The sequence below is a fragment of the Rhodococcus sp. 15-649-2-2 genome (assembly GCF_002258645.1).
Classification (GTDB): Bacteria; Actinomycetota; Actinomycetes; order Mycobacteriales; family Mycobacteriaceae; genus Rhodococcoides.
This window is the reverse complement of the sequence record NZ_NPFM01000031.1, coordinates 763,505-783,551: the sequence shown is the minus strand read 5'-3', so window position 1 is coordinate 783,551 and position 20,047 is coordinate 763,505. Positions and strand designations below refer to the sequence as shown.

The 20,047-nt window shown below is 65.1% G+C and carries 16 protein-coding genes and 2 tRNA genes; 12 read left to right on the top strand and 6 right to left on the bottom strand.

Annotation, left to right across the window (positions count from 1 at the left end; all coding sequences use genetic code 11):
* Positions 1 to 50: 50 nt before the first annotated feature.
* Positions 51 to 1,562, top strand: coding sequence for an Asp-tRNA(Asn)/Glu-tRNA(Gln) amidotransferase subunit GatB (gene gatB / locus CH305_RS24420; RefSeq protein ID WP_094705088.1), 1,512 nt, complete (start codon positions 51 to 53; stop codon positions 1,560 to 1,562).
* A gap of 56 nt (positions 1,563 to 1,618) precedes the next feature.
* On the opposite strand, the gene CH305_RS24415 is transcribed toward gatB, so the two are convergent.
* Positions 1,619 to 2,767 carry a sorbosone dehydrogenase family protein gene (locus CH305_RS24415; RefSeq protein ID WP_094610569.1) on the bottom strand — a complete coding sequence of 383 codons (1,149 nt, stop codon included), beginning with the start codon at positions 2,765 to 2,767 and terminating at the stop codon, positions 1,619 to 1,621.
* 83 nt (positions 2,768 to 2,850) lie between these two features.
* Here CH305_RS24415 and CH305_RS24410 point away from each other — a divergent pair, with 83 nt between their 5' ends.
* The gene (locus tag CH305_RS24410) at positions 2,851 to 3,876 is read left to right on the top strand and encodes a DoxX family protein (RefSeq protein ID WP_256983979.1); all 1,026 of its coding nucleotides are present in this window, start codon (positions 2,851 to 2,853) and stop codon (positions 3,874 to 3,876) included.
* Between the two features lie 67 nt (positions 3,877 to 3,943).
* Here the strand turns inward: CH305_RS24410 and ilvD are convergent, their stop codons facing one another.
* Positions 3,944 to 5,785 carry a dihydroxy-acid dehydratase gene (gene ilvD / locus CH305_RS24405; protein WP_032403150.1) on the bottom strand — a complete coding sequence of 614 codons (1,842 nt, stop codon included), beginning with the start codon at positions 5,783 to 5,785 and terminating at the stop codon, positions 3,944 to 3,946.
* A gap of 59 nt (positions 5,786 to 5,844) precedes the next feature.
* Positions 5,845 to 6,270 carry a PH domain-containing protein gene (locus tag CH305_RS24400; protein WP_032403586.1) on the bottom strand — a complete coding sequence of 142 codons (426 nt, stop codon included), beginning with the start codon at positions 6,268 to 6,270 and terminating at the stop codon, positions 5,845 to 5,847.
* Between the two features lie 365 nt (positions 6,271 to 6,635).
* On the opposite strand from CH305_RS24400, the gene CH305_RS24395 reads away from it, so the two are divergent.
* The 5 genes from CH305_RS24395 to CH305_RS24375 all read left to right on the top strand — a co-directional run bounded on the left by CH305_RS24395 (position 6,636) and on the right by CH305_RS24375 (position 12,995).
* Positions 6,636 to 8,594: an acetolactate synthase large subunit gene (locus tag CH305_RS24395; RefSeq protein WP_032376997.1), complete on the top strand. Its 1,959-nt coding sequence runs from the start codon at positions 6,636 to 6,638 to the stop codon at positions 8,592 to 8,594.
* Complete coding sequence (gene ilvN / locus CH305_RS24390) at positions 8,591 to 9,094, top strand: acetolactate synthase small subunit (RefSeq protein WP_008717436.1); 504 nt, start codon at positions 8,591 to 8,593, stop codon at positions 9,092 to 9,094. The genes CH305_RS24395 and ilvN overlap by 4 nt, the downstream gene beginning before the upstream one ends.
* A 62-nt stretch (positions 9,095 to 9,156) precedes the next feature.
* Positions 9,157 to 10,158, top strand: coding sequence for a ketol-acid reductoisomerase (gene ilvC, locus CH305_RS24385; RefSeq protein WP_170944858.1), 1,002 nt, complete (start codon positions 9,157 to 9,159; stop codon positions 10,156 to 10,158).
* A 187-nt stretch (positions 10,159 to 10,345) separates the two neighbouring features.
* Positions 10,346 to 11,941 carry a phosphoglycerate dehydrogenase gene (gene serA, locus CH305_RS24380; RefSeq protein WP_032403151.1) on the top strand — a complete coding sequence of 532 codons (1,596 nt, stop codon included), beginning with the start codon at positions 10,346 to 10,348 and terminating at the stop codon, positions 11,939 to 11,941.
* A gap of 43 nt (positions 11,942 to 11,984) precedes the next feature.
* Entirely contained in the window at positions 11,985 to 12,995 is a 1,011-nt protein-coding gene (locus CH305_RS24375) for a 3-isopropylmalate dehydrogenase (protein ID WP_094610567.1), read from the top strand.
* A gap of 80 nt (positions 12,996 to 13,075) precedes the next feature.
* Here the strand turns inward: CH305_RS24375 and CH305_RS24370 are convergent, their stop codons facing one another.
* A complete protein-coding gene (locus CH305_RS24370) occupies positions 13,076 to 14,407 on the bottom strand; it encodes an MFS transporter (protein ID WP_373454580.1) in 1,332 nt (443 codons plus the stop codon).
* A 36-nt stretch (positions 14,408 to 14,443) separates the two neighbouring features.
* Between CH305_RS24370 and CH305_RS24365 the strand changes: the two genes are divergently transcribed.
* From CH305_RS24365 to CH305_RS24355, 3 genes are read left to right on the top strand one after another with little or no spacing between them, the layout of a single operon-like run.
* Positions 14,444 to 15,217: a fumarylacetoacetate hydrolase family protein gene (locus CH305_RS24365; protein ID WP_032377001.1), complete on the top strand. Its 774-nt coding sequence runs from the start codon at positions 14,444 to 14,446 to the stop codon at positions 15,215 to 15,217.
* A 7-nt stretch (positions 15,218 to 15,224) separates the two neighbouring features.
* Entirely contained in the window at positions 15,225 to 16,700 is a 1,476-nt protein-coding gene (gene gltX, locus CH305_RS24360; RefSeq protein ID WP_094705086.1) for a glutamate--tRNA ligase, read from the top strand.
* A 46-nt stretch (positions 16,701 to 16,746) separates the two neighbouring features.
* Positions 16,747 to 17,751 (top strand): YihY/virulence factor BrkB family protein, encoded by a 1,005-nt coding sequence (locus tag CH305_RS24355; protein ID WP_037155627.1) that lies wholly within the window; start codon positions 16,747 to 16,749, stop codon positions 17,749 to 17,751.
* Here CH305_RS24355 and CH305_RS24350 read toward each other — a convergent pair.
* Positions 17,709 to 19,274, bottom strand: coding sequence for a bifunctional 3'-5' exonuclease/DNA polymerase (locus tag CH305_RS24350; RefSeq protein WP_094705084.1), 1,566 nt, complete (start codon positions 19,272 to 19,274; stop codon positions 17,709 to 17,711). The genes CH305_RS24355 and CH305_RS24350 overlap by 43 nt on opposite strands.
* Positions 19,275 to 19,519: 245 nt before the next feature.
* Between CH305_RS24350 and CH305_RS24345 the strand changes: the two genes are divergently transcribed.
* Together CH305_RS24345 and CH305_RS24340 are read left to right on the top strand one after the other, a co-directional pair.
* A tRNA-Gln gene (locus tag CH305_RS24345) sits at positions 19,520 to 19,591 on the top strand.
* 90 nt (positions 19,592 to 19,681) lie between these two features.
* Positions 19,682 to 19,754: transfer RNA gene (locus CH305_RS24340), tRNA-Glu, on the top strand.
* Positions 19,755 to 19,816: 62 nt separating this feature from the next.
* Here CH305_RS24340 and CH305_RS29195 read toward each other — a convergent pair.
* Positions 19,817 to 19,984: a DUF5302 domain-containing protein gene (locus tag CH305_RS29195; RefSeq protein ID WP_165430210.1), complete on the bottom strand. Its 168-nt coding sequence runs from the start codon at positions 19,982 to 19,984 to the stop codon at positions 19,817 to 19,819.
* Between the last annotated feature and the right edge of the window lie 63 nt (positions 19,985 to 20,047).

The window sequence follows — 20,047 nt, the reverse complement described above, 5'->3', positions numbered from 1 at the left end:
CAGTGCACGTGGTTACTCGCGCGTCGTATGCAATGCATAAACTACGGACCATGACTGCTGCAACCGTCGATCTGATCGATTACGACGATGTGCTCGCCACGTTCGACCCCGTGTTGGGCATGGAGGTCCACGTGGAGCTGGGTACGGAGACCAAGATGTTCTGCGGTTGCCCCACCGCGTTCGGTGCCGAGCCCAACACTCAGGTGTGCCCGGTGTGCCTGAGCCTTCCCGGCGCGCTACCGGTGGTCAACGCCGCTGCCGTGGAATCTGCGATCCGTATCGGGTTGGCGCTCAATTGCTCGATCACTCCGTGGGGTCGGTTCGCTCGCAAGAACTACTTCTACCCGGATCAGCCGAAGAACTATCAGATTTCGCAGTACGACGAGCCCATCGCCACCGAGGGCTACCTCGATGTTCTGCTCGACGACGGCAGCACGTTCCGCGTCGAGATCGAACGCGCGCACATGGAAGAGGACACCGGCAAGTCGACGCATGTCGGCGGAGCGACCGGCCGCATCGAGGGGGCGTCGCATTCGCTGCTCGATTACAACCGTGCCGGTGTGCCGTTGGTGGAGATCGTGACGAAGACGATCACGGGGACCGGAGCGCGCGCGCCCGAAGTGGCACGCGCCTACGTCACCGCACTCCGAGATCTGTTGAAGTCACTGAACGTGTCCGATGTACGGATGGATCAGGGGTCGCTGCGCTGTGACGCCAACGTGTCGTTGATGAGGAAGACCGCCACCGAATTCGGCACCCGCACCGAGACGAAGAACGTCAACTCGCTCAAGAGCGTCGAGGTTGCCGTTCGGTACGAGATGCGCCGTCAGGCAGCGGTTCTCGAAGCCGGCGGAGAGGTGACGCAGGAGACTCGCCACTTCCAGGAATCCGACGGCACCACCACCCCGGGCCGCAAGAAGGAGACCGCGGAGGACTACCGGTACTTCCCCGAGCCCGATCTTGCGCCAGTCGCCCCGAACGCGGACTGGATCGAGGAGCTCCGCGGGACCCTGCCCGAGCTTCCGTGGCTGCGACGCGGCCGGATCCAGAAGGATTGGGGCGTCTCCGACGAGGAAATGCGCGACCTGGTGAACTCCGGGGCGCTCGAGCTCGTTGCGGCAACGGTGGATGCCGGTGCGTCTCCGCAGGCCGCGCGGTCCTGGTGGGTGTCGTACCTGTCGCAGCAAGCCAATGTGGCCGGAGTGGAGCTGGCCGATCTGGCGATCACTCCGGCGCAGGTGGCGGAAGTGGCCGCGTTGGTCTCGGACGGCAAGCTCAACAACAACGGTGCTCGTCAGGTGGTGGACGGGGTGCTGGCAGGCGAGGGCGAGCCGGCTCAGGTCATGTCCGACCGCAACCTCGTGCTGGAGAAAGACGACACGAAGCTCCAGGCCGCCGTCGACGAGGCACTTGCCGCCAATCCTGGTGTGGTGGAGAAGATCCGCAGCGGCAAGGTTCAAGCTGCCGGGGCCATCGTGGGTGCGGTGATGAAGGCGACACGCGGTCAAGCCGACGCGGCCCGCGTCAAGGAGCTCGTGCTCGAGGCCTGCGGCCAGTCCTGATCGTCGAAAAAGACTGCGGCCGAGCGCGATTGCGCTCGGCCGCAGTCGTCTATAGATCAGTCGACTCCGCCTCCGCCTCCACCGGGGAAGGGCACCTTGACGACGCGGTCGTCGGTGGGGCCGGGCTCCGCGCCGTTCTTGTTCACCGTTCCCACCAGAATCTGACCGTCCGCCGAGCTCGTTGCCCCGTTCAGCTGTCCGTAACGGTCTTGGATCAGCAGCGTCGGTTCGGCCGATACGGCTCCGGTGTTTGCATCGGTGGTCAGTGCTGCAACAGCTTTCGCTGTCGTGAGGGCTACAGCCACACCGCCGTCGCCTGCTGCACACCCGGCCACGCCGGGGCGGTCCGGCCACGTCCACACCGGCGAGAACACCGCGCCGAGTTTGTCGATGCGCTGCAAGCGGTCTTCGATCGCTGTGCGGTCGGTGACATAGATGTTCCCGGCGCCGTCGGTGCACACATCGCCTGCCGTCCCGATTCCACTCAGTGCGATCTGCGGACGCGGGGGATTGGACGTCGGGGACAACGACGTCACCCGTAACAGCTTGCCGGACAGGGAATCCGGATTCTGGGCTGCGGCCGGGTCGCCGTTGTCGCCGGTGAGGACGAGCAGCTCGGTCGGGGTGTAGAAGTCGATCGACCCACGATTGCCCGTCGTGCCGCGAGGAATGCCGGTCAAGATGTCCTTGGGGACGTCACCGGGAGCGAGCCGAACCACTCTGGTGTCCGAGGGCGTGGTGACGAGGGCGTAGAGCAGCCTGTCCTCGGTGTAGGTGGGGGAGAGCGCGATATCGAGTAGTCCTCCATCACCGGTGCCATCGACCGCGATCCGGGCCACCTCGAGCGGTGTTCGGCCGGCCGCGACCTCCATGATGCGACCGGTTCTGCGTTCGGCCACCAGCGCGCTCTGTCCGTCGGGCAGTGCCACGAGGCCGCCGGTGGTGTCCAGGCACGTCGCGATCACCGACGCGTCGGGATCGACGCAGGGTCCCGACGGCGGGGGCGGAGCATTCGGATCCGACGACGGCGGTGCCTCGCTGGGGGTCGTCGGTTGCAACTCGGCGGCACCGACCTCGGGTGCAGGGGTGAACGGCGACGAATTCGAGTCGTCGAAGCGGGCGCACCCGGCGAGCATGGCGGCCGTCATGGAGAGTGCGACGACAGCGGCAGTGGCACTTCGAGGTGACGCTCCGACCGGCTTCATCCTTCGAACGGTACGGAACAGGGGTGCGGACTCGCCACGCGGCCATGAGGGGAATCGGCGCATATCGGCTCTACTGTGGGGAGGTGACCGATACACCGCGCGACCCCAACCGGCCGGACCAGTCGTACGAACCGGCCGAGAGCCCGTACGACAATCCCACCGAACAGATCCCACCCTCGCGCTCTGCGTCCGGTACATCCGCCTCGGACCGAGCCGATACCTCCGGCGCATCGACCGCTGCGTTCGGTGCCCAGCGTTCGGATCGATTGCCTCGAACCGACGACGAGCTCGACTTCCCGTACTCGTCGACGTCCGACGCACGTTCGTCCGACGCACGTTCGTCCGACGCACGTTCGTCCGATACGAGGTCGACCGACGCGCAACCGACCGAGAAGATCCAGGCCTATCGGCCGTCGGTTTACGCCGATTCGCCCACCACCGGTGCGTCGGCCGACAGCACGTCCTCGACCGCATACTCCGATCACTCCACCGAGTACCTCGGCACCTCGGCGGGTGCGGGAGCCGCAGCGCCCAGAGCTGCAGTCACCCCCGAGCCCGAGGTTCGTACCGAGACCGTCGAGGTTCCTGCTCGTCGCGGTAGCACCGATCTCGGCCTGTTCGTCCTGCGCGTGGCGATAGGGGCGGTATTCCTCGGTCACGGCCTGCAGAAACTGGTCGGCCTGTGGAATGGGCCGGGACTCGACGGATTCCAGAATCTGCTGGAGACCTCGGGCTTTCGCTACTCGGAGATTCTCGCGATCGCGGCTGCTGCGGGGGAGACGCTCGGCGGCGCGTTGTTGATCCTCGGTCTGGCGACACCGCTTGCGGGTGCAGCCGTGCTCGCGACCATCATCAACGCGTGGTGCTTCAAGCAGGCCGCAGAGCCCGGGTTGCAGTTCTCCGGTAGCAGCGGCGTCGAGTACGAGACCGTTCTCGGTTTCGCCGCGGCCGCAATCATTCTCACGGGCCCGGGAAAGATCGCCTTCGACGGTCGCCGCGGGTGGGCCACTCGACCGCGAATCGGATCGCTGCTGGCACTCGTCGTCGGCATCGCCGCAGGCGTCTGCATCTGGATCTTCCTCAACGGAGCCAATCCCGTCGTTCGCTGATTCCCGATACCGATCGAACCCATGTGCGTGGCACTTCGTAGCACCACGCACATGGGTTCTGTTGTTCTCAGGGCACGTAGCGGACGGCACCCTTGTCGGCCGACGTCGCCAAGGCCGCATACGCGCGCAGGGCGGTCGTGACCGTGCGCTGGCGGTCCACCGGCTGCCACGGACGCTCGGACGCGAGCATCTTCGCTCGGCGCGTCTCGAGGGTCTCGTCGTCCACCAGAATTTCGAGGGTGCGGGAGGCGACGTCGATCCGAACCTGGTCACCGTTCTCGACGAGCCCGATGACTCCGCCGGCTGCGGCCTCGGGCGAGATGTGCCCGATGGACAGGCCCGAGGTTCCGCCGGAGAAGCGGCCGTCGGTGATCAGCGCGCAGACCTTGCCCAGGCCGGCACCCTTCAGAAACGCCGTCGGGTGCAGCATCTCCTGCATGCCCGGGCCGCCCTTGGGTCCCTCGTAGCGAACGACCAGCACGTCGCCGGGTTGGATCTTCTTCTGCAGGATGGCGGAGACGGCCTCTTCCTGCGATTCGACGACCAGAGCCGGGCCCTGGAAGGCGAACAGGTCCTCGTCGATGCCTGCGGTCTTGAGGATGGCACCGTCGACTGCGATGTTGCCGCGCAGCACCACCAGGCCACCTTCGACCGTGTACGCATGCTCGAGATCGCGGATGCAGCCGCCGGCGGCGTCGGTGTCGAGAGACGACCAGCGGTTGCTGGTGGAGAACGGCTCGACGGTGCGGACGCCACCGGGCGCAGCATGGAACAACTCGACTGCTTCGTCGGACGCCTTTCCTGATCGGATGTCCCAGGTGTCGAGCCACTCGTCGAAGCTCTTCGTGTGCACGGTCGAGACGTCGGTTTCGAGCAGGTTCGCGCGACGCAGTTCGCCGAGCAGAGCCGGAATTCCGCCGGCGCGGTGCACGTCTTCCATGTGGTAATCGGAATTGGGGGAGACCTTTGCCAGGCAGGGGACCTTGCGGCTGATGGCGTCGATGGTCTCGAGGTCGAAGTCGACCTCACCTTCCTGCGCGGCAGCGAGGGTGTGCAGCACCGTGTTGGTCGAGCCGCCCATCGCCACGTCGAGTGCCATGGCATTGCGAAACGCGGCCGGCGTGGCGATGTTGCGGGGGAGAACGGACTCGTCCTCGTCGCGGTAGTACTTCAGCGCTGCCTGGACGATGGTGGTGCCGGCGCGGGTGAACAGCGCTCGGCGGGCCTCGTGAGTGGCCAGGGTGGAACCGTTGCCGGGCAATGCCAGGCCGAGCGCCTCGGTCAGGCAGTTCATCGAGTTAGCCGTGAACATGCCGGAGCAGGAACCGCACGTGGGGCACGCGCTGCGCTCGACCTCGTCGAGGCCTTCTTCGGACACCGCGTCGTTCGCGCTGGCGGAGATCGCGGTGATCAGGTCGGTCGGTGCCTGCGCGACGCCGCCGACGACGACGGCCTTACCCGCCTCCATCGGTCCGCCCGAGACGAAGACGGCCGGGATGTTCAGGCGCATGGCGGCATTGAGCATGCCGGGAGTGATCTTGTCGCAGTTGGAGATGCACACCAGCGCGTCGGCGGTGTGCGCGTTGGCCATGTACTCGACGGAATCGGCGATGATCTCGCGGCTGGGCAGCGAGTACAGCATGCCGCCGTGGCCCATGGCGATGCCGTCGTCGACGGCGATCGTGTGGAATTCACGGGGAACGCCACCGGCCGCGCGGACGGCGTCGGCGACGATCTCGCCCACGTTCTTCAGGTGCACGTGGCCCGGGACGAACTGGGTGTACGAGTTCGCGATGGCGACGATGGGTTTACCGAAATCCGAATCGGTCATTCCGGTGGCGCGCCACAGCGAGCGTGCGCCCGCGGCGTTGCGTCCGACAGTGGTGACCCGTGAGCGTAGCGGCGGCATGTGCGTAGTCCTCGTTCGTTGCAGCGGTTTCTCGCACGGACGAGGCTACTCGCCGTCGGCTACCGGTCGGTCGGTGCCTGCTCGCCCTCGGCGTCGTCGGCTTCCGCTCGGGCCTTGTCTTCTGCAGCAGCGGCAGCGGCGTACGGATCGGTGATGCGGCCGCCGCTGGCAGCCGCGAGTTGGGGGAGGAGATCGAACCGCACCAGCGGCAGCGACTTCTCGCTCTTGTCGCTCAGGACGACGCGCGCCCAGCGGCGATCCGGGAAATGCAGACCCGTCACCGAATTCCAGTCGATCACGTCCGAACCCACGAACCGTCGAGCGGTGATCGCGTCCGGAGTGACGACAGTGCGCACCCGAAGCACCCAGACGAACGCAACGACCGGCAGGATCAGCAGCCAGCCCAGAGCCGCAGGCCAGCTGAACGCCGGCAGTGCTGTGCCGAACAGCAGCAGCGCCACGCCGAGCAGTGCAAGGCGCGGCATGCGAATGACCTGCGTGGTCGGCGGTTGCTGACCCTCGGCACCGTTCGGTGCCTCGGAGGCAGTGTGGGATGATGGCCGAGGTGGTTCGGACTGCTGCGGAGACGACACCCATTCATCTTCGCATTGCATCTACGCGATCTCACATAATGGGATTGCGTCGTGACGAGTTTGACTCTTCCCTGTGCGCGCGCCTACCGTCGAGCGCGTGAAGCGGAATTGGATACTCGTAATCGGCCGGCGCGTCAACGCCTGAGCCGGTTGTTCAAACTCGCATCGACGCGCCACCCTCGTACAGCACTCGCTGACGGGGGTTTTTTCTTGCCCAGAGATCGCCCAGCAATTTCACATTCCTGAGGAAGCAATCAGTGAGCGCACCAACCGCACGCCCGGGGCCCACGACTCGTAAGTCGGGGCCGGCCGCAAGCCCGTCGACCAGCAGCCCGTCCGCAGAAGCGGCGACCAACGGATCGCGACGTCACGTCGCGCCCGAGAAGGTCTCCGGCGCACAGTCGGTCGTTCGAGCCCTCGAAGAACTCGACGTCGACACCGTATTCGGCATTCCCGGTGGCGCGGTTCTCCCGGTCTACGACCCGCTCTTCGACTCCGTCAAGGTGCGCCATGTGTTGGTGCGTCACGAGCAGGGTGCAGGCCACGCCGCGACCGGCTACGCCCAGGCGACGGGCAAGGTCGGCGTCTGCATGGCGACCTCCGGCCCGGGTGCGACCAACCTCGTCACCCCGTTGGCCGATGCGCAGATGGACTCGGTGCCCATCGTCGCGATCACCGGTCAGGTCGCGCGCAGCCTCATCGGCACCGACGGCTTCCAGGAAGCCGATATCTCGGGTATCACGATGCCCATCACCAAGCACAACTTCCTGATCACCGACGGCGCTGACATTCCGCGCATCATGGCCGAGGCGTTCTACATCGCGGCCTCGGGTCGTCCCGGAGCCGTGCTCGTCGACATTCCGAAGGACGTGCTGCAGGCACAGACCACGTTCTCGTGGCCACCGGAAATGCGTCTGCCCGGGTACCGCCCGGTCACCAAGCCGCACGGCAAGCAGGTTCGTGAAGCAGCGCGCTACATCGCCGATGCCAAGCAGCCGGTGCTGTACGTCGGCGGCGGCGTCATCAAGGCGAACGCCTCGGCAGAACTGCTCGAGCTCGCCGAACTGACCGGCATTCCGGTTGTCACCACGCTGATGGCGCGTGGGGCGTTTCCCGACACCCACCAGCTGAACCTGGGCATGCCCGGTATGCACGGCACGGTCGCTGCGGTCGCTGCTCTGCAGCGCAGCGATCTGCTGATCACGCTCGGTGCCCGGTTCGACGACCGCGTCACCGGTCAACTCTCGTCCTTCGCACCGGATGCCAAGGTCATCCACGCCGACATCGACCCCGCCGAGATCGGTAAGAACCGGTACGCGGACGTGCCGATCGTGGGCGACTGCGGCGAGGTCATCACCGAGCTGATCGAGGCTCTGCGGGCCGATCGCGCGACCGGAACGACTCTCGATCTCGAGCAGTGGTGGGTCTACCTCGACGGCATCCGCAAGACGTACCCGTTGAGCTACGACCGTCCGTCCGACGGTTCCATGTCTCCCGAGTTCGTGATCTCCTCGGTCGGCAAGTTCGCCGGTCCCGACGCGATCTACTGTGCCGGTGTCGGCCAGCACCAGATGTGGGCCGCGCAGTTCATCAACTACGAGAAGCCGCGCACGTGGCTCAACTCGGGTGGCCTCGGCACGATGGGGTACGCGGTTCCGGCCGCCATGGGAGCCAAGATGGGCCTGCCCGACGCCGAGGTGTGGGCCATCGACGGTGACGGCTGTTTCCAGATGACCAACCAGGAGCTCGCAACCTGCGCGGTCGAGGGCATCCCGATCAAGGTCGCGCTCATCAACAACGGCAACCTCGGCATGGTTCGGCAGTGGCAGACCTTGTTCTACGAGGAGCGCTACTCCAACACCAACCTCGGTACGCACGGTGCCGTCCGTATCCCCGATTTCGTCAAGCTTGCCGAGGCATTGGGCTGCGTCGGTCTGCGGTGCGAGCGGGAAGAGGACGTCGATGCCGTGATCGCTCAGGCACGCGCGATCAACGATCGTCCGGTCGTCATCGACTTCATCGTCGGTGCCGATGCCCAGGTGTGGCCGATGGTGGCCGCCGGAACGGGCAACGACGAGATCATGGCCGCCCGCGGAATTCGGCCGCTGTTCGACGAGGACGAGACCGTGGGCAGCGAGCCGGGAATCGACGACGCGATGGAACGCGAGCAGGCGCCGCACCCGATGAACAACGACGTGAAAGGCACCGACCTGTGAGCACGAGCCATACCCTCAGCGTTCTCGTCGAGGACAAGCCAGGTGTGCTGGCCCGCGTCGCCGCACTGTTCTCGCGTCGCGGCTTCAACATCTCCTCGCTCGCCGTCGGCGGAACCGAGATTCCCGACATCTCACGCATGACCATCGTCGTGACCGTCGACGAATTCCCGCTCGAGCAGGTGACCAAGCAGCTCAACAAGCTCATCAACGTCATCAAGATCGTCGAGCAGGACGACGATTCCTCGGTGGCTCGCGAGTTGGTGCTGATCAAGGTCCGAGCCGACGCCAGCGTCCGCAGCGAGGTCATCGAAACGGTGAACCTGTTCCGCGCCAAGGTGATCGATGTCTCGCCCGAGGCAGTCACGGTCGAAGCGACGGGCACCCGCTCGAAGCTCGATGCGTTGCTGAAGATGTTGGACCCCTATGGAATTCGAGAAATAGTTCAGTCGGGAGTCGTTGCCGTCGGACGTGGACCGAAATCGATCACTGCGTCGCGGTAGCGGCCCCGGTGACGAACACGCGTAAAACCCAAGAGGAAAGGTAACAACCAGTGGCAGTCGAGATGTTCTACGACGACGATGCTGATCTGTCGATCATCCAGGGCCGTAAGGTCGCTGTGATCGGATACGGAAGCCAGGGCCACGCGCACTCGCTGAGCCTGCGCGACTCCGGCGTCGATGTTCGCATCGGCCTGGCGGCAGGCTCGAAGTCCCGCGCCAAGGCGGAGGAGCAGGGCCTGAAGGTCGGTACGCCCGCCGAGGTGTCCGAGTGGGCAGACGTGATCATGGTGCTCGCACCCGATACCGCTCAGGCCAAGATCTTCTCCGAGGAGATCGAGCCCAACCTGAAGGACGGCGACGCGCTGTTCTTCGGCCACGGCCTCAACATCCACTTCGACCTGATCAAGGCTCCGGAGTTCGTCACCGTCGGCATGGTCGCACCCAAGGGCCCCGGCCACCTCGTGCGTCGCCAGTTCGTCGACGGCAAGGGCGTTCCCGCGCTCATCGCCATCGACCAGGACCCGAAGGGTGAGGGCCAGGCCCTCGCACTGTCGTGGGCCAAGGGCATCGGCGGAACCCGCGCAGGCGTCATCAAGACCACGTTCAAGGAAGAGACCGAGACCGACCTCTTCGGTGAGCAGGCCGTGCTGTGCGGTGGCACCGAGGAGCTCGTCAAGACCGGCTTCGAGGTCATGGTCGAGGCCGGCTACGCCCCCGAGATGGCGTACTTCGAGGTGCTGCACGAGCTCAAGCTCATCGTCGACCTCATGTACGAGGGCGGCATCGCTCGCATGAACTACTCGGTGTCCGACACCGCGGAGTTCGGCGGCTACCTCTCGGGACCTCGCGTCATCGACGCAGGTACCAAGGAGCGCATGAAGGCAATTCTGGCCGACATCCAGTCGGGTGAGTTCACTCGTCGCCTGGTCGCCAACGTCGAGAACGGCAACACCGAGCTCGAAGGCCTGCGCAAGGCCAACGCCGAGCACCCCATCGAGGTCACCGGCAAGAAGCTGCGCGACCTGATGAGCTGGGTCGATCGTCCGATCACCGAAACGGCATGATTCTCGCCGAATCGCGTTCGCACGCACACTGATCGAAGGGCACCGCTACACAAGGTGGCGGTGCCCTTCGGTGCGTGCCCGACGGTGGCGTCGCAGCTCGACGTCGCCGGCCACTAAACTGTTTCTGCTGCACCAGCTCCGAATTTTCACCGACAACAGTCTCGAACCGACTTAGGGAGTTCTTCACGTGAGCCAGCCAGGCCGTCCTGTCGTTCTGATCGCCGACAAACTTGCGCAGTCCACCGTCGAGGCACTGGGTGACGGCGTCGAGGTCCGTTGGGTCGACGGCCCGGATCGTCCCGCGTTGCTCGCCGCGGTTCCCGAGGCCGACGCGATCCTCGTGCGTTCCGCGACCACGGTCGACGCCGAGGTGCTCGCTGCCGGGACCAATCTCAAGATCGTCGCCCGCGCCGGCGTCGGCCTGGACAACGTCGACGTACCCGCAGCCACCGAGCGCGGCGTCCTCGTCGTCAACGCACCGACCTCCAACATTCACACCGCCGCCGAGCACGCAGTCACGTTGCTCCTCGCGGCCGCGCGTCAGATTCCCGCTGCCGACGCCACCCTGCGTCAGCACGAGTGGAAGCGCAGCAAGTTCAACGGTGTCGAGATCTTCGGCAAGACCGTCGGTGTCGTGGGCCTCGGCCGCATCGGTCAGTTGTTCGCGCAGCGTCTCGCCGCATTCGAAACCCACATCATCGCCTACGACCCCTACGTCTCCGCTGCCCGCGCGGCGCAGCTCGGCATCGAACTGGTGAGCTTGGACGAGCTGCTCGAGCGCGCAGACATGTTCTCGGTTCACCTCCCGAAGACGCCCGAGACCAAGGGCATCATCGGCAAGGAAGCCCTCGCCAAGACCAAGCCGGGTGTCATCGTCGTCAACGCCGCTCGCGGTGGTCTGGTCGACGAGCAGGCGCTGGCCGACGCCATCACCAGCGGTCATGTCTTCGCCGCCGGTATCGACGTCTACGCCTCCGAGCCGTGCACCGACAGCCCGTTGTTCGAGCTGCCCCAGGTCGTCGTGACCCCGCACCTCGGCGCGTCGACCACCGAGGCCCAGGACCGCGCAGGCACCGATGTGGCCAAGTCCGTGTTGCTCGCTCTTGCAGGTGAATTCGTGCCCGACGCGGTCAACGTCAAGGGTGGGGCCGTCGGCGAAGAGGTCTCGCCGTGGCTCGAGATCGTGCGCAAGCAGGGCGTACTGCTGGGCGCACTGTCCACCGAGCTTCCCACGTCGCTCTCGGTCGACGTACGCGGCGAACTGGCCGCCGAGGACGTCGAGATCCTCAAGCTGTCGGCGTTGCGGGGCTTGTTCTCTGCGGTCATCGAGGACTCGGTCACGTTCGTCAACGCTCCGTCGCTCGCCGAGGAGCGTGGCGTCACCGCCGAGGTCACCACGGCGTCCGAAAGTGAGAACCACCGCAGCGTCGTCGACGTCCGGGCCGTGTACGGCGACGGAACGGTCCTGAACGTCGCCGGAACTCTCACCGGGACGACGCAGGTCGAGAAGATCGTCAACATCAACGGTCGCAACTTCGATCTGCGCGCCGAAGGCAAGAACCTCATCGTGAACTACGCGGATCAGCCCGGCAGTCTCGGCCGGATCGGCACGCTGCTCGGCGACGCCGGAATCGACATTCAGGCCGCTGCGCTGAGCCAGGACTCCGAGGGTGACGGCGCAACGATTCTGTTGCGCGTCGACAAGGACGTTCCGGCCGAGCTCAGTGCGAGCATCGCCGGTGCGGTCGGTGCATCCACCATCGAGCTGGTCGACCTGTCCTGATCGCTCGTAGCCGATCGGACCAACACGAACTACGAGGAGTGAGATGAAGCTGGCCGTCATCGCCGGGGACGGAATCGGACCCGAGGTCGTCGCCGAGGCGCTTGCCGTGCTCGACGTGGTCGCGCCCGGTACCGAGAAGACCGAGTACGACCTCGGTGCGCGCCGCTACAACGCCACCGGGGAGCTGCTACCGGACTCGGTGTTGGCGGAACTGCGTGAGCACGACGCAATCCTGTTGGGAGCCATCGGTGATCCGTCGGTACCCAGTGGTGTGCTCGAACGCGGGCTGCTTCTGCGCGCTCGATTCGCGCTCGATCACCACATCAATCTGCGTCCGGCCAAGCTGTATCCCGGAGTTGTCGGCCCGCTGGCCGGCGACAAGGAGATCGACGTCGTCGTCGTGCGCGAGGGCACCGAGGGGCCCTACACCGGAAACGGTGGTGCGCTTCGGGTCGGTACGCCGAACGAGGTCGCTACCGAGGTCAGCGTCAACACGCGCTACGGCGTGGAGCGGGTGGTGCGCAACGGCTTCGAGCGAGCGCTCACTCGGAGGAAGCATCTGACGCTGCTGCACAAGACCAATGTGCTGACCTTCGCAGGCAGCCTGTGGGCTCGCACGGTCGACGAGGTCGCCACGGAATTTCCGGACGTCGAGGTCGCGTATCAGCACATCGATGCCGCCATGATTCACCTCGTCACCGATCCCGGTCGGTTCGATGTGATCGTCACCGACAACCTGTTCGGCGATATCGTGACCGACCTCTCGGCGGCGGTGACCGGCGGAATCGGTTTGGCCGCAAGCGGAAACATCGATGCGACCGGTACCAATCCGAGCATGTTCGAGCCGGTGCACGGCAGTGCTCCCGACATCGCAGGGCAGCAGAAGGCCGATCCGACCGCTGCCATCCTGTCGGTGTCGCTGCTGCTCGATCATCTCGGCGACGCGGCAGGAGCGGCGCGTGTGGAAGCCGCTGTCGCAGCGGACCTCGCCGAGCGAGGAACCACCACCGCGTCCACGAAGGACATCGGCGCACGAATCGCCGCTCGCCTGTAACTGGACCGACACGACATGCCACGGTAGGCCGACCGGCCACCGTGGCATGTCGTGTTTCTCGGGTATAGCGCCGTGCTGGATCAGCCGGTGCTGTCGGCCTTCTCGTCGGCAACCTCGGGACGTGGATCGTCGGGGACGATCGGCACGGAGAGTGCGGGGAAGATCGCCGACACCAGGAATGCGATGGGAAAGCTGACCGCCGCCAGTGCCCCGAACACCGGCGGCACGGCCGACGCGAACACATACTGACTCGTGTTCTGCACGCCGAGGGCGCGTCCGCTCCAATACGGCCCTGATATCTCGGCAACAGCGGTGAAGGCAAGACCGTTCGGGGCAACGGTGGCGACCGACGCGACGACGAGCATGACGATCGCGACGGGGGAGTCGAACCAGTCGGCCACCCCGAGTCCGAGCATGCTGACGGCGGCAGTCACCGCGACCCACCGCAGGGGCCGCATGCGGCTGCCGACCCGATCGGACAGTGCGCCGACGCTCATCCGGCCCAGTGCGCCGAGAATTTGCGTCACCGTGACGAGGACGCCCGCTGCTGCTGCCGTCCATCCTCGGTCGGTCATCAGCCAGACGAGCGCGTAAGTCCAGACCACGTACTGCGGGACCACCAACAGGATCGACGTGGCGTGAATGCGCCACAGTTGTCTGCTGCCTCGGTACGGATTGTCGAGCAAACCCTGCTCCGCCGCATCGGTGCGATTCGGACGTGGGGGGTCGACGACCGCGAGACACAGGACTGCGGCTGTTGCGCACACGGCGGCGGGTACGAGCAATGCCGCTCCGACGCCGTGGTCCCGGGCGATGGGTGGGATGGCCAGTGCGGCAACGGCCACGCCCAGCGGCACCGACATCTGCCTGATACCCATCGCCAATCCACGGCGATGCGGCGGGAACCATCCCACCACGACTCGTCCGCTCGCGCTGTTCGCACTGGCGGCTGCCATACCGCCGATCAGTAGAAGAACGGCCAGCACCGGAATGGAGGTGCTGACCACTGCAGCGACACTCGCGGCGGCAGTGAGCCCGAGCCCGATCACCAGGACGAGACGCTCGCCGATCCGGTCGACGAGCACGCCCCATGCGATGAGGGTCAACATGATGCCGACGGTGGGCATCGCAACGACGAATCCTGCCGTGGCAAGGCCGAGTCCTCGGTCGTCGTGCAGCGAAGGTATGAGAAAGGCAGCACCGTTGATGAAGACGGCACCTGCAGTCTGCGCAAGCATTCCGAGTACGAGCATGAACCAGCGCCGTGCTTCGCCGATGCCGGCCAACTGCTCGGTGGTGTTCATTCGGCTCTCTCTGTTCTCTGAGCTTCCCACTATGTGGACTGGACATCTTGAGATGTGGAACTTGTCGAAGACTTTACACCGGCGAACGATCCACGGATCGGACGGCATCGACGTGAGGAGAACGACGGTCGATAGACTTCCGGCATGCGTCTCGGTCGAATTGCAAGTCCTGATGGTGTGGCATTCGTGAGTATCGAAGGTGACGGTGACTCGCAGACTGCGAAGGAAATCGCCGAACATCCCTTCGGCACACCCACGTTCACGGGTCGGTCGTGGCCACTGGCCGACGTCCGACTGCTCGCGCCCATCCTTGCCAGCAAGGTCATCGCCATCGGCAAGAACTACGCCGCTCACGCGGCCGAGATGGGCGGTGAGGCACCGAAGGACCCCGTGATCTTCATCAAGCCGAACACCTCCATCGTCGGCCCGGGTGCGGCCATCGTGCTGCCGTCGTCTTCGAACGAGGTGCACTACGAGGGTGAACTGGCCATTGTGATCGGTCGTCCCTGCAAGGATGTTCCCGCGTCGAAGGCGTACGAGGTGGTGCTCGGATATACCGTGGCCAACGACGTCTCGGCCCGTGACCACCAGAAGAACGACGGGCAGTGGACTCGCGCCAAGGGGCACGACACCTTCTGCCCACTGGGGCCGTGGATCGAGACCTCGCTCGATCCCTCCGATCTGGAGATCAAGACCGAGGTCGACGGTGTCGTCAAGCAGCGGAGCCGCACTTCGCTTCTGCTGCACGACATTCCGAAGATCATCGAGTGGGTGTCCGCGGTGATGACGCTGCTCCCCGGTGACGTCATTCTCACTGGAACCCCCGAGGGAGTGGGACCCATCGTCGACGGTGACAGTGTGTCGATCACCGTCGAGGGAATCGGTACCCTGACCAATCCTGTCGCAGCGAAGAAATAGGGCAACGATGACCACTCCAGCAGACGTTCGCGTTCGATTCTGCCCGTCTCCCACCGGTACCCCGCACGTCGGACTGATCCGAACAGCACTGTTCAACTGGGCGTTCGCCCGGCATCACGGTGGAACTTTCGTCTTTCGCATCGAGGACACGGACGCCGCGCGCGACTCCGAGGAGTCCTACGCCGCCCTGCTCGACGCATTGCGCTGGCTCGGTCTCGACTGGGACGAGGGTCCCGAGGTGGGCGGTCCGTACGAGCCCTACCGTCAGTCTTTGCGTCGAGATCAGCACACGGCCGTCGTTCGCCAGTTGCTCGACGCCGGTGAAGCCTACGAATCGTTTTCCACGCCCGAGGAAGTCGAAGCTCGCCACAAGGCGGCCGGGCGCGACCCCAAACTCGGCTACGACAACTTCGACCGCGATCTGACTCCGGAACAGCGGCAGGGCTTTCTGGACGAGGGGCGTGGAGCCGTCGTCCGGCTGCGTATGCCCGATCACGATCTGAGTTGGAACGACCTCGTACGCGGGGAGACCACGTTCAAGGCGGGAACCGTACCGGACTTCGCGTTGACCCGCGGTAACGGAGTTCCGCTGTACACGTTGGTCAATCCCGTCGACGACGCACTGATGAAGATCACCCATGTGCTGCGCGGGGAAGACCTCCTGTCGTCGACTCCTCGTCAGCTCGCCCTCTACGAGGCGCTGATCCGAATCGGCGTGGCCGATCGGACCCCGGAGTTCGGGCATCTGCCGTTCGTGATGGGCCAGGGCAACAAGAAGCTGTCCAAGCGTGACCCCGAAGCCGATCTCTTCATCCACCGCGATCGGGGATTCATCCCCGAGGGGTTGCTGAACTACCTCGCCCTTCTCGGTTGGGGCATCTCGGACGACCACGATGTTTTCTCGCTCGACGAGATGGTGGCGGCGTTCGAGATCTCGTCGGTCAATTCCAACCCGGCGCGCTTCGACCAGAAGAAGGCCGACGCGATCAACGCCGAGCACATCAGGATGCTGGCAGCGGACGATTTCGCGGTGCGCTTGCGCGAATACCTCGTCGCTCGAGGCCATCTCACCGAGCCGGTCGACGAGAAGATCTTCGCCGTCGCGGCCGATCTGGTGCAGACCCGCATCGTCGTGCTGTCGGACGCATGGGGACTGCTGAAATTCTTGTTCGTCGACGAGGCGGACTTCGAGATCGATCCCGCTGCTGCAGCCAAGAACCTCGGCCCCGATGCCGCACCCGTTCTCGACGCCACTGTCGAGGCACTGACGGCGTTGCAGACTTGGACCACGGCGGACCTGGAGGCGACTCTCAAGGACGCGTTGATCGAGAAGCTGGAGCTCAAGCCGCGCAAGGCCTTTGCTCCGGTTCGAGTCGGAGTGACAGGGTCGCACATCAGTCCGCCGCTCTACGAGTCCATGGAACTGCTCGGCCGCGAGAGGACCCTCGCTCGCTTGGCTGCCGCACGCACTCGTATCGCGTGACGGCGGTTCGTCGCTGGCCGTCACGCTCGGTCGGAGATTTCGACACATGAGCGTCGCCGATCGACTCGACCGACTGCAGCGCAGGCGGCCGGTTCTCGGATATCCCATTGCGGTGGTGTACAAGTTCGTCGACGATCAGGGCGGGTATCTTGCCGCCCTGATCACTTACTACGCCTTCGTCTCGCTTTTTCCCGCGCTCCTGTTGTTCTCCACGGTTCTGGGCATCGTGTTGGTCGGTAGCCCGGAACTGCAGCAGCAGATCCTCGATTCGGCGCTGGGGCAGATTCCGGTGATCGGTGACGAACTCGGTCAGCCGGATCGAATCAGCGGCGGTGTCGTGGGTTTGGTCGTCGGTGGACTCGGATCCCTCTACGGCGGGCTCGGTGTGTCGGTGGCACTACAGAACGCGACCAACACCGCGTGGGCAGTGCCCAAGAACGTGCGCCCCGATCCGATTCGCGCCCGCGTGCGCGGGTTGGGCCTGCTCGGTACTGTCGGGATCGCGACCCTCACGATCACGGCTGTCAATGTGCTCAGTGCCGCAGGATATTTCGGTCCCGAGGCCGGCCCGATCGTGTTCACCGTGGCCACCCTCCTGTACGTCGCGGTGTTCGTCGTTGCCTTCCGCTTGGCGACCGCCAGGCCCCTGTCCATCCGAGACGTCCTGCCGGGTGCCATCGCGGCGGGCATCATCTGGCAATTGCTGCAGAGTTTCGGCAGCGTCTACGTGAAGTACGTGGTGAGCAATGCGACCGTCACCAACGGAGTGTTCGCCGTGGTACTCGGACTGCTCGCGTTTCTGTACGTCACCTCGTTGTCCGTGGTGATGTGCATCGAGATCAACGTCGTTCGCGTCGATCGACTCTTCCCACGAGCCCTTCTGGCACCCTTCACCGACGACGTGGAACTGACCGAGGGTGACAAGCTCACCTTTACCGGACAGGCAGAAGCGCAGCGCAGCACCGCATTCGAGGAAATCGAGGTGACGTTCGAGGACCCACCGAGTGCTCAGTCGGCCTCCGACTCCGACTCGGAAGCCGAAACGCCGTAGAAGCGGTCGATTCTCGTCTCCATCGGAAACCTCACGGCCGTATCGCCGAACATCAACCGGGTAGCCGACAATGCCGCCGCTGCAACGGCTTCCGACACCCGGTCTGCATCGACCGTCGGGCAGTGCACCACCACTTCGTCGTGCTGAAAGAACACCAGCTCGCTACTTCCGGCTCCGATCTCGTCCCGCAACCGTCCGCGCAGATCGGCCAACAAGCACAACGCCCATTCGGCAGCGGTGGCCTGTACCACGAAGTTACGGGTGAATCGTCCGCGCGCGTGCGCGTCACCACCGGACCACCACTGCGCCGACGGCGGTGGGCAGGCCCGCCCCAACCACGAGCGGACGACCTCACCCCGTTCGCCGGCGCGGGCGGCTTCTTCGACGAGTCCCACCGCACCGGGGAACCTGGCCCGCAGCCGTGTCAGCAGACCGCGAGCCTCACCCGACGTCGCGCCGTACAGAACTCCGAGAACGGCGACCTTGGCCTTGCCGCGATCACCCTCGAACGACTCAGCTGCCACGGGTGCGTACAGATCAGCGGTACCGGCAGCGGCAACCATGCGGGGGTCGCCGGACATCGCCGCGAGAATGCGGGGTTCGAGTTGTCCGGCGTCGGCGGCGACGAACGTATGTCCGGGATCGGCGATCACGCTGGCTCGCAACGGTTTCGGAATCTGTAGGCCGCCCCCGCCGCGGCTTGCCCACCGGCCCGAGACCACGGCACCGGGAACGTAGACCGGCCGGAACCGATCGCCCCGCACCCACGAGTCCAGCCAAGTCCACCCATTCGTACTGTGCAATTTGGAGAGATCGCGATGGCGCAACAGCAGGGGGACGGCAGGGTGATCGATCTCGCGGATGACGTGGGCGCGAGTGGATGTCAGTTCGATTCCGGAGCGTGCGAACGCGGCCACCACCTCCACCGGAGACGAAGGATTGACGCGTCGGCCGAACGTCGACGAGATCTCGCTTTCCAGGCGAACCAGAGCCGGGGGAAGGGAACCATCGACCGGACGGGCCCCGAGCATCGACTCGAGATGACGCCGGTGCGCCGCTGCCGAGAACGGCAATCCGCTGTGGGTCATCTCCGCAGCGGCCAGACCTCCGGCCGATTCCGCCGCCGCCAGTAGGTGCAGTGCGCGGTCGGCACCGATGTGCTCGAACTGACGCTGGTACTCGGTGACCACTGCTGCAGGGTCGGAGTGCGGATCCGCGTCGAACAGTCCCGGTCGCAGGTCTGCGGGTGCGGATGGGGCAGCTGCGGAGCCGGTTCGCATCGCCAGAATCGCACCGACCAGAGCGAGATCGTGGCAACGGCGCACGCGTATCCCACGTTCGAGGAGACGAGGGTAGATCCGGCTGGTGTCCTCCCATACCCATCTCGGCCGTTCGGACGCCTCGAGATCGGCAACTGCTGCAGCCGGATCCTCGACCACGGTGGGTACGCCTCGGATCGCACAGTCGTCGTCGAGATACGTCAGTACCGCCTGCTCGCCGCGAGGTACGAGCACGACCTTCATCGGACTGTGCGATGTGTGCGAGCGGCCACGGAGACCAAGTCTGCTGTACGTGCGACCCGAGGGGCAGTGCGGGCTCGTGCATCGGCGACAGACGCCGGTCGAGCGCTGTCGGAGCGGGTCCGCAGCGTTGTTTTGGATGCTCTGAGCAGCCGATTTGGAGAATGGGTATGCACCTTTGATAGTCTCTATCCCGGCTCGAAACGCAGTGCACACCGATGTCGGTGAGCAGTTCGATTCAAGTCCATTGGGGTATGGTGTAATTGGCAACACAGCGGTTTCTGGTACCGCCATTCTAGGTTCGAGTCCTGGTACCCCAGCGAGCAGGTAGTGGCGATTTTGTCGCCGGTGCCGAGGCAGTTAAGCTGACTCGGCACTCACAAGCTCGAAACAATGCAGGTGAAGTTCCTGGCCCCGTCGTCTAGCGGCCTAGGACGCCGCCCTCTCAAGGCGGTAGCGCGGGTTCGAATCCCGTCGGGGCTACAACTGACAACACCCTCTCGATCCTCGGATCGAGAGGGTGTTGTCGTTTCGGACCGGATGCTTCACACGCTCTTGCGACGGAACATCTTCTGATGGTCGGCCGGTCCGTGGGTGCTGTTGACCTTCGGTCCACCGTCTTTGTGCTCGACGGAATTGTGGGCCTTGCTGTTCTTCTGCTCCAGGACCTCGCGGAACTTCTTCTTCAATTCTTCACTGCCGGATTCGGGCATGGGTGACTCCTCGCAGTAGACGACCGGCCGGTGGGGCCGCTCGAGACGAAGGTACTCCATTCT